At 69.8% G+C, this 13516-nt stretch carries 10 protein-coding genes; 7 read left to right on the forward strand and 3 right to left on the reverse strand.

What is annotated here, in order from left to right; all coding sequences use genetic code 11:
- On the reverse strand, positions 1-2091 hold the full coding sequence (locus tag ACQP1N_RS23700; protein ID WP_433226697.1) for a DNA gyrase/topoisomerase IV subunit B: 2091 nt from the start codon (positions 2089-2091) through the stop codon (positions 1-3).
- Between the two features lie 210 nt (positions 2092-2301).
- Between ACQP1N_RS23700 and ACQP1N_RS23705 the strand changes: the two genes are divergently transcribed.
- From ACQP1N_RS23705 to ACQP1N_RS23720, 4 genes are all read left to right on the forward strand, one after another.
- Complete coding sequence (locus ACQP1N_RS23705) at positions 2302-3204, forward strand: ABC transporter ATP-binding protein (protein ID WP_067798573.1); 903 nt, start codon at positions 2302-2304, stop codon at positions 3202-3204.
- Positions 3201-4274, forward strand: coding sequence for an ABC transporter permease (locus ACQP1N_RS23710; RefSeq protein WP_433226699.1), 1074 nt, complete (start codon positions 3201-3203; stop codon positions 4272-4274). The genes ACQP1N_RS23705 and ACQP1N_RS23710 overlap by 4 nt, the downstream gene beginning before the upstream one ends.
- Before the next feature lie 119 nt (positions 4275-4393).
- Entirely contained in the window at positions 4394-4624 is a 231-nt protein-coding gene (locus ACQP1N_RS23715) for a DUF7455 domain-containing protein (protein ID WP_067798567.1), read from the forward strand.
- Between the two features lie 245 nt (positions 4625-4869).
- Positions 4870-5613 (forward strand): YaaA family protein, encoded by a 744-nt coding sequence (locus ACQP1N_RS23720; RefSeq protein WP_067798645.1) that lies wholly within the window; start codon positions 4870-4872, stop codon positions 5611-5613.
- 93 nt (positions 5614-5706) lie between these two features.
- Here the strand turns inward: ACQP1N_RS23720 and ACQP1N_RS23725 are convergent, their stop codons facing one another.
- Both ACQP1N_RS23725 and ACQP1N_RS23730 read right to left on the reverse strand, forming a co-directional pair.
- Positions 5707-7362 carry an RNA polymerase sigma factor gene (locus ACQP1N_RS23725; protein WP_084262941.1) on the reverse strand — a complete coding sequence of 552 codons (1656 nt, stop codon included), beginning with the start codon at positions 7360-7362 and terminating at the stop codon, positions 5707-5709.
- 251 nt (positions 7363-7613) lie between these two features.
- Complete coding sequence (locus ACQP1N_RS23730) at positions 7614-9761, reverse strand: SpoIIE family protein phosphatase (RefSeq protein WP_067798561.1); 2148 nt, start codon at positions 9759-9761, stop codon at positions 7614-7616.
- A 430-nt stretch (positions 9762-10191) separates the two neighbouring features.
- Here ACQP1N_RS23730 and ACQP1N_RS23735 point away from each other — a divergent pair, with 430 nt between their 5' ends.
- From ACQP1N_RS23735 to ACQP1N_RS23745, 3 genes are all read left to right on the forward strand, one after another.
- Positions 10192-10896 (forward strand): molybdopterin-dependent oxidoreductase, encoded by a 705-nt coding sequence (locus ACQP1N_RS23735; RefSeq protein WP_433226702.1) that lies wholly within the window; start codon positions 10192-10194, stop codon positions 10894-10896.
- 46 nt (positions 10897-10942) lie between these two features.
- Positions 10943-11623, forward strand: coding sequence for a cytochrome b/b6 domain-containing protein (locus ACQP1N_RS23740; protein ID WP_433226704.1), 681 nt, complete (start codon positions 10943-10945; stop codon positions 11621-11623).
- Between the two features lie 260 nt (positions 11624-11883).
- Positions 11884-13422, forward strand: a complete 1539-nt coding sequence (locus ACQP1N_RS23745; protein ID WP_067798642.1) for a hypothetical protein — start codon at positions 11884-11886, stop codon at positions 13420-13422.
- Positions 13423-13516: the final 94 nt, after the last annotated feature.

Here is a 13516-nt window from a genome sequence, read left to right on the forward strand (position 1 = left end):
TCAGGTGTCGATGCGCTCGACGTCCAGTTCGGCGGCGCCCGCGGTGATGAACGCGCGGCGCGGGGCGACCTCGCTGCCCATCAGCAGCTCGAACACCTTCGCCGCCTCCTCGGCGTCCTCGATGCGGACACGCCGGAGCACCCGGTACCGGGGGTCGAGCGTCGTCTCCGCGAGCTGGTCGGCGTCCATCTCACCGAGGCCCTTGTAGCGCTGGATCGGCTCCTTCCAGCGCCGGCCCTTGCGCTCCAGCTCGACGAGCCGCTTCCGCAGCTCGGCGTCGGAGTAGGTGTAGATGTACCTGTCCTGGCCCTTCCTCGGTTTGACCAGCTCGATGCGGTGCAGCGGCGGGACGGCGGAAAAGACCCGTCCGGCCTCCAGCATCGGGCGCATGTAGCGGTGGAAGAGGGTGAGGAGCAGGGTGCGGATGTGCGCACCGTCGACATCGGCGTCGGCGAGGATCACGACGCGGCCGTAGCGGGCGGCGTCCACGTCGAAGGTGCGGCCCGAGCCCGCGCCGAGCACCTGGATGATCGCGGCGCACTCGGCGTTCTTCAGCATGTCCGCGACGGACGCCTTCTGCACGTTGAGGATCTTGCCGCGGATCGGCAGCAGCGCCTGGAACTCGGAGTTGCGGGCGAGCTTGGCGGTGCCGAGCGCCGAGTCGCCCTCGACGATGAACAGCTCGCTGCGGTCGTCGGCGGTACGGCAGTCGACGAGTTTGGCGGGCAGCGCCGAGTTCTCCAGGGCGTTCTTGCGCCGCTGGTTGTCACGCTGGGTGCGGGCGGCGATGCGGGTCTTGGCCGCGCCGACGATCTTCTCCAGCACGGCCCGCAGCGGCTGCTTCTGCCCGCGCGACGGGTTCTCGAAGATCGCGCGCAGCTCGTGCATGACGACCTGGGAGACGATGCGGGTGGCCGCGGACGTGCCGAGGACCTCCTTGGTCTGGCCCTCGAACTGCGGCTCGGGCAGCCGGACCGTCACCACCGCGGTGAGGCCCTCCAGGACGTCCTCCTTGATGACGTCCTCGTCGCCGTTCTTCAGCAGCTTCGTCGCGCGGAGCTGCTCGTTGATCACCTTGAGCACGGCGCGGTCGAAGCCGCGCACGTGGGTGCCGCCCTTCGGGGTGGCGATCACGTTGACGAACGACTTGGTGATCGTGTCGTAGCCGGTGCCCCAGCGCAGCGCGATGTCGACCTCGAGGTCGCGTTCGACGTCGGTGGGCGTCAGATGGCCCTGATCGTCCAGGACGGGGACGGTCTCGGTGAAGTGGCCCCGGCCCCGCAGCCGCAGCACGTCGATGAGCGGGACGTCCTTGGCGAGGTAGGTGCAGAACTCGCCGATGCCGCCGTCGAAGCGGAACGTCTCGTCGACGATCTCCTCGCCGCGCTCGTCGCGGACGTCGATGGTGAGGCCGGGGATGAGGAACGCGGTCTGCCGCATCCGGTCGAGGACGAGGGCCTGGTCGACCGTGGCGTCCTTCAGGAAGATCTGCAGGTCGGGCCAGAAGCGGACACGGGTACCGGTGGCCTTCCCGGCGACCTTGCGGATCTGCCGCAGACCCGACCTCTTGCGGAACCGCGCGTTGGGGCGCCCCTCGTCGGCGAACTCGCCGGGCAGCCCGCGCCGGAAGCTGATCGCATGGGTGTACCCGTCGCGGTCGACCTCGACGTCCAGCCGCGCGGACAGCGCGTTGACCACGGACGCCCCCACGCCGTGGAGACCGCCGGACGCGGTGTAGGAGACGCCGCCGAACTTGCCGCCCGCGTGCAGCCGCGTCATGACCAGTTCGACCCCGGGAAGGCCGGTCTTGGGCTCCAGGTCGACGGGGATGCCGCGGCCGTTGTCACCCACCTCGAAGGACCCGTCGGCATGGAGCGTCACGCTGATGTGGGTGCAGTGGCCGGCCAGGGCCTCGTCGACGCAGTTGTCGACGATCTCCCACAGGCAGTGGGCGAGCCCCCGGCTGTCGGTCGACCCGACGTACATCCCGGGTCGTTTCCGGACGGCCTCCAGCCCCTCCAGCACCGACAGGTGCCGGGCGGAGTAGCCGTGCGGGTCTTCGGTTGTCGCTTCGGCGGTCACGGCGGTCAACGTGCGTGCGCTCCTCGGGGGTAGGACGGTCGGCAGAAGGGTACTCCCGGCCGCCGACAATGCGCCGAAAGGCTCGCCGCCGCCGACGTTCCGCTTGTCCGCGGGCGGCGCGGTCCGGCACGCCAGGCTACCGGGACCCCCGACTTCCCGACTTTAACGCCCACCTTCAGGTGGGTGTGCAAGTCTGCTTCGCCCCCTAATGTCCCCGGCATGGTGCAAACGATCGAGGTTTCGGGTCTCCGTAAACGCTATGGGGACGTCCAGGCCGTGGACGGGGTGACGTTCGGCGTCGAGGAGGGCGAGTTCTTCGGCATCCTCGGCCCGAACGGCGCGGGCAAGACGACGACCCTGGAGATCATCGAAGGGCTGCGCAAGGCCGACGAGGGCGAGGTCTCGGTACTCGGGCTGTCCCCGTGGCCGCGCAACCCCGGGCTGTTGCCGAGGATCGGCGTCCAGTTGCAGGCTTCGTCGTTCTTCGAGCGGCTGACCACGCGTGAGCAGTTGCGGACGTTCGGCTCCCTCTACGGCGTCCCGGTCAAGAAGGCCGACGCGATGATGGAGCTGGTGGGGCTGGAAGGCAAGGCGGACGTCCGGGTGGAGAAGCTGTCGGGCGGCCAGGCGCAGCGCCTGTCCATCGCATGCGCGCTCGTCCACGACCCCGAACTCCTGTTCCTGGACGAGCCCACCGCCGCACTGGACCCCCAGGGCCGCCGCAACCTGTGGGACGTGCTGCGGCAGATCAACACGCAGGGCCGCACGGTCGTCCTGACCACGCACCACATGGACGAGGCGGAAATCCTCTGCGACCGCGTCGCCATTATGGACGCGGGCAAGATCCTGCGGCTCGGTCCACCGGCCGTCCTGGTGCGCGGCCTGGACGTCCCCGCCCGGATCAGCGTCGCGAGCGGCGTCCTGGCCGTGGCGGACGCACGGCTGCTGCCGGGTGCCGACGAGGCCGCCGACGACGGCATCTCGCTGACCATCACCACCCGTGACCCATCGGCCGTGGTCGCGGCCATGGCGGCGAAGGACGCGCTGACCGGCGTCCAGATCCATGGCGCCACCCTTGAGGACGTCTTTCTGGAGCTCACCGGACGGGAGTACAGGGCATGAGCACGTTCGGAAGCTTCAAGAGCCTGTCACGGGCCATGTTCCTCGGGTTCGGGCGAGACCGGGCCGCCCTGTTCTTCACCGTCCTGTTCCCCCTGATGTTCCTGGTGCTCTTCGGCGGGATCTTCGGTCATCAGACGACGTCCAAGGTGAACGTGCTGGAGGTGGGCCGGGCCGCGATCCTGGATCAGGCCGTCGCGGGCGGAGGCGGGGAGCTCGGCAAGGTCATGAAGGTCACCAGGACGCCGAACCGTGCCGGTGCCCTGCGCAAGCTGGAGAAGGGCGACGCGGACGCGGTCGTCGAGCAGAGCGGCAACGAGCTGGTGGTCCACTACTCGGCCGCCGACCAGGTGAAGTCGGGGACGGTGCGGGGGCTGATGAACTCGATCGTCCAGTCGGCCAACCAGTCGGCCACCGGCAAGCCGCCCGCCTACTCGATGACGACCCGGCAGGTGGAGGACGGCTCCCTCAAGGCCATCCAGTTCTTCACCCCCAGTCTGCTGGGTTGGGCGCTGGCCTCGGCGGGGGTCTTCGGGGCCTCGCAGACGCTGGTGACGTGGCGGACCAAGGGCATCCTGCGCCGGCTCCAGCTCTCCCCTGCCCCGCTCCCCACCGTGTTCGCCGCGCGCGTCGCGGTCAGCCTCGCCATCGCGCTCGTGCAGTTCGCGTTGTTCGTGCTGGTGGCGCAGCTACCGATGTTCGGGCTGCGGCTCAGCGGCGCCTGGTGGATGGCGATCCCGATGGTGATCGCGGGGGTGCTGGCCTTCCTGTCGATCGGGATGCTGATCGGTGCCTGGGCCAAGACCCAGGAGACCGCGCAGGCCATGACCCAGCTCGTCGTCCTGCCCATGGCGTTCCTGGGCGGCTCCTTCTTCCCCCTGGACGCGGCACCGGGCTGGTTGAGGACGGTGTCCTACATCTTCCCGTTGCGATATCTGAACGAAGGAATGCTCAACGTGATGGGACGCGGGCTCGGGCCGATGTCCGCCCTGCCCCAAATCGGCGTCCTGATGGGCGTTGCGGTGGTCGGCGCGATGATCGCCATGCGCCTGTTCCGATGGGACGCCGTCTAATGTGACCTCGGTCACCAATTGGGCCATTCTGCTGTGGGCGTACGAGGAACCAGGTTGGGAACGTCAACGTCGGGTTAGATGTTGTCCTAAGTACCGACCCCGAGCATGAGGAAGGTGCCGTGACTGGAGCCCTTGCCCCAACCAAGCCGCTGACCGTCGCCGACCGATGCGACCGCTGCGGCGCTCAGGCCTACGTCCGTGCAGTCCTTGTAGGCGGCGGCGACCTTCTGTTCTGTGCCCACCACGGGCGCAAGTACACGGAGGCCCTCCGCGCCAACGGGGCCGACATTCAAGACGAGACCGACCGGCTCACCGAAACCCCGGCCGTCGCCCCTGACGACGAGCGGTAGATCTCCACATAGAAACCCCAGGACGGCGGTCATCGGAGACGATGGCCGTCGTTCGCATTCCGTCCGCTTCCGCCCACCGCCGAGGCAATGAGACGTCACTTCGCAGCGTGATTAGGTGATCACAAAAAGCGATCACGGAGCCCGTATTCGTGATGCGGATCACGAAGCGCACGAGGTTCTCACCTTGCAGTGACATTCTTCACTCGGTAGTGGTCGCATCTTCCGTCACCGTTTTCGGGGGGATCGTGCACATCCTGCTGCCGCCGTCGGAGAAGAAGACCGCCGGCGGGGACGGTCCGCCCCTCGACCTGGCGTCGCTGAGCTTCCCCACGCTGAACCCGGTGCGCAAGCGCGTCCTCTCGGCCCTGGTCAAGGCATCCCGGCGGGCCGACGCGCAAGACGTCCTGGGCCTGCCGCCCGGCCAGGCGGACGACGCCCTGACCCGCAACAAGGCGCTACGGAAGGCGGCCACGCTTCCCGTCGCGAGGCTCTACACCGGCGTCCTCTACGACAATCTCAATCTCCCCGAGCTGGACCAGGACGCCGCGGCCGAGCAGGTCATCGTCTTCTCGGGCCTGTGGGGCGCGCTGAGGCTCACCGACCGCGTCCCGCCCTATCGGCTGGCCATGGGGGTGTCGTTGCCGCCCGTGGGCCGCCTGGGGACGCTCTGGCGCCCGGCGATGCGCGAGGCTCTCCGGCTGGACGGCGGCCTGATCGTCGACATGCGGTCGGGGCCGTACGCGTCCGCATGGAGGGCGCCCCAGCCGGCCGTCGCGGTCCGCGTGTTCCGGGAACGGCTCGCCGGCGGCGTCCCCGAGCGGACGGTCGTCAGCCACATGGCCAAGGCCACCCGCGGCCGGATCGCCCACGACCTCCTCAAAACCGGCGCCGCGCCGCGCACCCCGGAGGAACTCCAGAAGACCGTCGCCGACCTGGGGCACACGGCCGAGCTGAACGGCTCCAACCTCGACATCATCCTGCACGGCTGATGAGCCCGGCGCCGTCCGGGGGAACCGAAGCCGGGGCAACGCCGGCACAAAGCAGGACCCCGGGCAAAGGCCCGGGGTCCTGTTTCTCGTAGGTCAGTCCAGGTAGTCGCGCAGAACCTGGGAGCGGGACGGGTGGCGCAGCTTCGACATGGTCTTGGACTCGATCTGCCGGATGCGCTCCCGGGTCACCCCGTACACCTTGCCGATCTCGTCCAGGGTCTTCGGCTGGCCGTCGGTGAGGCCGAACCGCATGGACACCACGCCGGCCTCGCGCTCGCTGAGCGTGTCCAGGACGGAGTGGAGCTGCTCCTGCAGCAGCGTGAAGCTGACCGCGTCGGCCGGGACGATGGCCTCGGAGTCCTCGATGAGGTCACCGAACTCGCTGTCGCCGTCCTCACCGAGCGGGGTGTGCAGCGAGATGGGCTCGCGGCCGTACTTCTGGACCTCGACGACCTTCTCCGGGGTCATGTCGAGTTCCTTGGCCAGCTCCTCCGGGGTGGGCTCGCGGCCCAGGTCCTGGAGCATCTGCCGCTGCACGCGGGCCAGCTTGTTGATGACCTCGACCATGTGCACCGGGATGCGGATGGTGCGGGCCTGGTCGGCCATCGCGCGGGTGATCGCCTGCCGGATCCACCAGGTGGCGTACGTGGAGAACTTGTAGCCCTTGGTGTAGTCGAACTTCTCGACGGCGCGGATCAGGCCGAGGTTGCCCTCCTGGATCAGGTCCAGGAACAGCATCCCGCGCCCGGTGTAGCGCTTGGCGAGCGAGACCACCAGGCGGAGGTTGGCCTCCAGGAGGTGGTTCTTGGCGCGGCGGCCGTCCTCGGCGATCCACTCGAAGTCCTCGAGGTCCTCCTCGGACATCGCGGCACCGGCCGCGGCGAGCCGCTCCTCGGCGAAGAGCCCGGCCTCGATGCGCTTGGCGAGCTCCACCTCCTGCTCGGCGTTGAGCAGCGGGACCTTGCCGATCTGCTTGAGGTAGTCCTTGACGGGGTCGGCGGTGGCGCCGGCCGCCGCGATCTGCTGCGCGGGCGCGTCCTCGTCGTCGTCGCCGAGGGTGAAGCCCTCCTCCTCGGCCGGAGCACCGTCGGCGGCCTGCTTGCCGCTGGGGGCGGCCTTGGCGGTGGGCGCGGCCGGCGCGTCCTCCTCGTCGGTGTCGGGCTCCTCGACCTCCGCCGTGTCGTCCTCGACGAGCTCGACGTCGAGCTCGGCCAGGTCGTCGTCGAGATCGACGTCCACCTCGTCGTCGACGTCCGGCTCGGCGGCCTTCTTGGCCGGCGCGGCCTTCACGGCCTGCGCCGCGGGCTTCTTGGCGGGCGCGGGCTTCTTCGCCTTGGCGCCCTTGGCAGGTGCGGCCTTCTTGGACGCGGTCTTCCTGGGCGCGGGCTTGGCGGCCGGGCGCTGCTCGGCGGCCTCCTCCGGCGCGTCGTCGCCGACGACGGCGGTCACCGTGTCGGGCTGCTCCTTGGCCGCGGCGGCGGTCTTGGGCCTGCGCGCCGGCGGCGTCGCGCGCTTGCGCGGACGCTTGGGCGCCGCGGAGTCGGCAGCGCTCACCATGACGGTCACACCCTCCTTGCTGAGGCTCCGCAGAATGCTGGAGGCCTTCGACACGGGGATGTCGGCCTCCTCGAACGTACGGCGTACGTCGTCGGCTTCGAGGTAACCCTGGGACCGTCCACGCTCGATCAGTTGCGCGATGACATGATCGTGCAGATCCGACGCTTTCGAGGTCGAGCTAGCAGGCGACACAAATACCTCTCGAACGAACGTGTGGCTGGTTGACCCAAGTGCCCTGACGGGCCCGGCCTCACACTGGGTGGGACCACACACGGAGTGGACCCCCGGTGCGGGACCGCAGCGTACCCGCTCTGCCTGGGTCAAGCATTCTGGCACTGCTGCGCATTCCGCCCTGAAGTCCTACCCGGTAACTCTCCACCTTAGAGGGCGCGGGACGGTCCTTCGAACCGGCTACTCGGTCTTCGCCCGGTTCCAGGCGGGTGTCACGCGGGCTCTGGCGGGACGTGCAGGGCGAGCACGGTCACATCGTCCACCTGCTCATATCCGGCAAGCATCCGATCGACCAGGAAGTCGACGAGTCTTTCGGGATCTCCTACCACTTCAGGTGGGGCGTCCTCGGCCACGGCGACGAGCTCGTCCAGCCCTGCGTCCACCCCACGCCTACGGTTCTCCACAAGTCCATCGGAATAGAAGACCACAGTGTTGCCGATTTCGATGGAAAAACTTGTCTGCTGCCGCTGGCTCGGCCAGCCGAGCGGCGTGCCCGGCTCCCGCGTGCTCACGCGCGCGGGCGTGTCGGGCGAGATCAGCAGGGGTGGCGGGTGGCCCGCGTTGCTGAACTCCCCCTGCCCGGTCTCGGGGTCGATGACCGCGTACGCGACCGTGGTGAACTGCTCCTCGTCCTCGGTGGCGCTGAACAGCCGGTCGAGTCCGGCCAGGACGGCGGCGGGCCGCGGGTCGTTCAGCGCGAGCGCGCGCAGGGCGTTGCGGACGCGGCCCATTCCGGCCGCGGCGAGGACGCCCTTGCCCATGACGTCGCCCACGGCCACCGCGAGCCGGCGGTCCGGGAGGTGGAACACGTCGTACCAGTCACCGCCGACCTGGACGTGACGCGTCGCGGGGTTGTAGCGGGCGGCCAGCACCATGCTGGGAAGCTGCGGAAGGTCGCTCGGCAGGAGGCTTCTCTGGAGTTCCTCGGCGGTCCGGTGCTCGCGTTCGAACAGCAGGGCCCGCTCCACGGCGAGGGCGCACTGGCCGGCGAGTGCCTCCAGGAAGACCCGTTCCTCCTCAGTGATCTCCCTGGGCCGGGTGAAGGAGAAACGGAGTGCGCCTATCGGGGCGCCGGCGGCGAGTAGCGGCAGCCCCACCCAGGCGCGTTCCTCGGTGTGCTGGGCGAACAGGTCACGCTCGCCATGGCCGAGTTGCAGGCGCAGGCTGTCGGGATGCTCGGCCAGGAACGGCCGGCTCTCGCGCACCGCCACCGACATCACGGTCTGGTCACTGACCTTGATGTCGTCGCGGGAGGCGGGACTGGCCTCGCCCTCGGCACCCGGCTGGGACGGCGCCACGATGCTCAGCCGCAGCTTGTCGTCGTCCAGCAGCGCCACGGCGGAGTAGTCGGCGCCTATGGCGGACCGTCCGACCTCGGTGATGACCAGGACCACCTGGGAGACGGTCAGGGCCTCGGCGAGCATCGAGGTGGCCTGCTGGAGGCGCGCGGTGCGCAGCGCCGCCGCGGACAGCTGCTCGGTCAGCCGGCCGCGCATCTCCTCGGCCTCGCGCTGCCCGGTGACGTCGGTGTTGGCGCCGACCCACTCGATCACCGCGTCGCCCTGCCAGATGGGCACGGCCCGGACGTCGAAATGCCGGTAGGTGCCGCTCTTGGTGCGGATGCGGTAGTTGGTCTCGAAGACCCGGTTCTCCGCGACGCACTCGTCCCAGGCGGCCTCGATGCGAGGACGGTCCTCGGGGTGGACGGCCGCCAGCCAGCCGCCGACCGCGTAGTCGTCGGGCGTCTGCCCGGTGATCGTGCGCCACTCGGGCGCGTCGTCGATCACGCCGCCGTCCGGGGCGGCGACCCACACCACCTGGGCGCTGGCCTCCACAAGCGAGCGGTAGCGCTGCTCCTTGCGGCGGATGACCTCCTCGGCCCGGCGCCGCTCGGTCACCTCCAGCGCGGTCAGGACGACGCCCAGGAGCTCGCCGTCGGCGCCCCTGGCGGGCAGCCACGTGCACGCCAGGATGCGCTCCTCGACGGCCGTGGCGACACCGGGCACGTCCCCGGTGTCGTCGCCGGGCGCCGCGGGCTCGCCGGCCGGGACGACCAGGTCGAGGTCGCTGACCGGGCGGTCCTCGGCGATCACCTTCCGCAGCGCCGTCTCGAACGCCGCCGCCGGCGCCTCGGGCAGCACCTCGGAGGGCCTGCGCTGCTGCAGATCGCGCACGGGCACCCCGAGCAGCGCGGCGAGCGCGTCGTTGACCCTGCGGCAGCACAGATCGCGATCGAAGAACGCCAGCCCGCCGGGCGCTTCCTTCAGCAAGGTCGCGTACAGCGCGGCGTCGGACGCATCCATGGGCTGCCCCTCCACCCCTGAGACGCGGGGATGCGGGACGGACATCTCGGTGCTCATGGGCAACACCTCCGCCCCAGAGGGTCCCGTACCGCGCGGCAAGTTTTCATCACTATGAGTGAATGGGAGCAGGCTAGCGCTCCCGCCTCCATCACAACACCGGTCGGAGTCAGGTATTCATCATCCCGATGGTTCGCCGCGTACGGAACCCCTGATGAACATCCTTGTCCCTTCGGCCCCGGACGAACGCGTCGGATTTGAGCACCATCGCGGGAGGACGCGGGACCGGGCCCGCCCGGACGGTGAGGAGACGATGTTACGACGCTCCGGCGTCACGGCGCGTCAACCCTCCAGGTCCGGGTGTGTCTCCGGCCGCACCGCCCCAGGCTCGTGCGCTCCAGGTCTTAGGGCGGCTCCAGGATCTGTCAGGAGTCTTACGTGCGTCGCGGAGCCCTGGAATGGTTCAAAGCCACGATGCTCAAATGAAGAGGTGAGCGAAGAGGAACGGGCGGAGGGCAGTCCCGTCGGACGGCGGGTCGTGCTGGGGATGCTCGGCCTCGGTGTCGCGGGGGTCGCCGTGGGAGCGTCCGTCCAGGACAAGGTGAGCAGGACCCTGGCGCCGGTGGGGCCGATCGGAGACGTCCTCCCGGCGGCCGGCGGGTTCCGGTACTACTCCGTGACCGACAGCGTGAAGCGGCACAGCGTCGCAACCCACCGGGTGACCGTCAGCGGCCTCGTCGACAGGCCCCGGGCGTTCCGGATGGCCGACCTCGCGCGGCTTCCCCAGACGGTCCTCGATCGTGACTTCCAGTGCGTGACGGGCTGGCGGGTGCCGGCCGTGCGTTGGGTCGGCGTCGCCCTGCCCGACCTGCTGGACGCGGTCGGTGTATCGCCGCAGGCCCGAGCCGTGCGGTTCACCTCGTTCGACGGCGTCTACACAGAGTCGCTGACGCTGGAGCAGGCGCGCCGCAGGGACGTCCTGGTCGCGACCCAGATGGACGGTAAGCCGGTCACTCATGACCACGGTGGGCCTACACGGCTCTATGTGGCGCCCATGTACGGCTACAAGTCGCTCAAGTGGCTCAGCGGTATCGAGCTGACCGACAAGGGGGAACCCGGTTACTGGGAGAACCTCGGATATGACGTGGACGCCTGGGTCGGGCGGTCGAACGGGCGTGACGATGTCCCCACATGAGACGCGCCCGGATAAGACACACCGAGGTGACGGGCCTGAGTGGCTGGTGCGGTTCACGCGGGCGGAGCGGGCGGTCCACCATGTGACCGCTCTGCTGATGCTGACCTGCCTGCTGACTGCGGCGCTGCTCTATCTGCCGATGCTGTCGACCCTGGTGGGACGCCGGGAGATGGTCAAAACCGCCCACGTGTGGTGCGGGTTCGCTCTGCCCGTGCCGATTGCGCTGGGTCTGGTGTCCCGTGCGTTCAGGGCCGACCTCCGGCGGCTGAACAGATTCGCTCCGCACGACTGGGAGTGGCTCAAGCGCAGCGACCGCAGGGCCGTGCAAGGTGGACGCGGGGTCCTGCCCGTGGGCAAGTTCAACGCCGGGCAGAAGCTCAATGCGGCGTTCACGACCGGCGCGATCCTCGTCATGCTCGGCACCGGCGAGATCATGACGTTCCCGGACCCGTGGGGCGACCGGTGGCGGACGGGCGCCACGTTCGTCCACGACTGGCTCTTCCTCGTCATCGTCGTGGTGACGGCGGGGCACCTGTGGGAGGCGCTGCGCGACCGTGACGCGCTCACCGGGATGCTCACCGGGCGTGTCGACCGGGAGTGGGCGGCGCGGCATCACGCGGGATGGGCCGGCACCGAACGGACTTCTGAAACCGGTTCGGAATTTGCCGGTTCAGAATTTGTCAAAGGACGCCCCGGCACGTCTTGGCTCTCCCCGCGAAAACGCTGAAATGGGACATCGAGGCAGGGTCCACACGGAAGCTCCCATCCGGGTCGAGCCGTGCCGCCGTCCGGGCGGGCGTCCGGCGGAGGGGCGGCCGGCCGAGCGGCCCGCCGGGCCGGGCGCGGATCTTCGGCCGTCCTGCACATCGCCCGCGCGGGATCTGAGAGGGTGGGAGGGTGAGTCCGCGCAGCCGCACCCCCTCCTCCGGAGACCCGGCCCGGGACGGACACACACCCCCGGACGAGGTCTCGGCGATCTTCGACGGGATGCTGCGGCACGCCCGCGAACTGCTCGCCGTGCGCAGCCCCTTGGACGCCGAGCTCATCGTCAGCGAGATCCTCGGGTCCTGGTGGGGGCACCGGATACCCGGCGGCGACGTCGAGGAGATCATCGGCGAGGCCCTGGTGGACCACGCCGCGGCGGCGCGGACACCGGCCGCGCTGGCCCTGCTCACGGGGATGGCCTACCTGGGCACCCCGCGGCAGGCGGCCAAGGCCGAACGCGCGGCCTTGGAGCTGATGGCCGACGGCGTCGCCAGGCCGGGCTGGGCCGACCGTGTGGGGATGGTCGAGCCCGAGGGGTGCTTCGTCTCCAGGGACGTCTACGGCGACCAGGACTCCATCGTCTGTACCTACACCTATGGAGGCACCGAACGGCACGCCCTGGTCATCCTGGTCGACCGCACCAAGGCGGGGGCCGTCCAGCCGTCCGGTGACCCGTTCGCCCCGGCCGCACGGGCGGGAGGGCCGCCGGCGAGCGGGCTGGTCAGGGACGCGTGGGTCTCCTCCAAGGTCGACACCCTTCTCGACCAGTGCCGGCGGGAAGGCCGCGAGAATCCGCTGACGCGGTTCGAAGAACTCGACCCGCGCGACGCCAAGGCGATGTTGCGGAGCGCCCTCGACCTCACCGACGACATCGACGACCCCCCGGTGAGCGAGAATTTCGGCTCGTACCACGCGTTCGTCCGCGCGCGCGTGGACATCCTTCCGCCCGGTGGGCGGATGCCCCAGCCGCCGGTGTACGGACGGGACAGGCGTGCGACGATCGCGGCCCGGTTCCTCGCCTCGGACGAGGCGGAGGGACTGTCCGATCTTTCGGCCGCGAGCCGGTGCGTGGACCGGATCATCGACTACGGCTGCACCCACGACTTCGGACGGCCGCTGCGGGTCTCGCCGGTCAAGTGCGAGATGTTCCTCCTCGACTGGCTCCCGAGAAAGATTCTGCTGTCCCCGACGGAACAAGAAGCGGTCCCCCACGTGCTGGCCGCCTGGGTCCGGTGGGCGGGCAGGCGCACCGGCCTTCCGGAGGAGGGCATCAGGGCCACCCTGGATGCCCTCTGGGACGCTACGGCGAAGTTCGCCGACGCCTACCGCGATCCGTCCGCATTCGGCCTCGACCGTGCCGTGGTCGACCGGCTGCTACCCGACGGCGACCTGGAGGCACTCCCCCGGCGCGCGTTCGCCCTGCCCTTCCTGTCGGGCACCCACCGGCAGTCAGGGCGGCACGGGTTCATCAACCTGTCGAAACTGGATCCGGCCGACCCCGACGACCGCCGCGTCCTCCTGGAGTTCGAGCACCCCGGCGCCGGCGAAGCGCACCTCGACGCGCACGAACGCCTCACGGAGATGCTGTGGGACGGCCGCCCGCCCCAGCTGTGGGAAACCGCCCAATCACTCCTGGACGTGGGCTACGAACGTCACGAGGTCCTGCACAAACTCATCGACGTCCTGGATCGCTCTGGGGACGATCCGGAGGCACTCCGCACGGCCCTGCGTATGCTTCGTCACGAACCCCCGCCCGAGTGAACTCCCGGTTTGCGCGCGGCGTCCCCTGCGACAATCATCGGGACCCGGGCATCGTCTCGCGGGGTCTCGGGGAGCCGGGGGCCGGCCCCCTGCC

Source organism: Actinomadura formosensis (assembly GCF_050948385.1).
GTDB lineage: Bacteria > Actinomycetota > Actinomycetes > Streptosporangiales > Streptosporangiaceae > Spirillospora > Spirillospora formosensis.

What these genes read in the sequence shown, in the direction of transcription:
- ACQP1N_RS23705 (WP_067798573.1), top strand. Translation starts at nt 2,302, where the DNA reads ATGGTGCAAACGATCGAGGTTTCGGGTCTCCGTAAACGCTATGGGGAC.
- ACQP1N_RS23710 (WP_433226699.1), top strand. Translation starts at nt 3,201, where the DNA reads ATGAGCACGTTCGGAAGCTTCAAGAGCCTGTCACGGGCCATGTTCCTC.
- ACQP1N_RS23730 (WP_067798561.1), bottom strand. Translation starts at nt 9,761, where the DNA reads ATGAGCACCGAGATGTCCGTCCCGCATCCCCGCGTCTCAGGGGTGGAG.
- ACQP1N_RS23745 (WP_067798642.1), top strand. Translation starts at nt 11,884, where the DNA reads ATGCTGCGGCACGCCCGCGAACTGCTCGCCGTGCGCAGCCCCTTGGAC.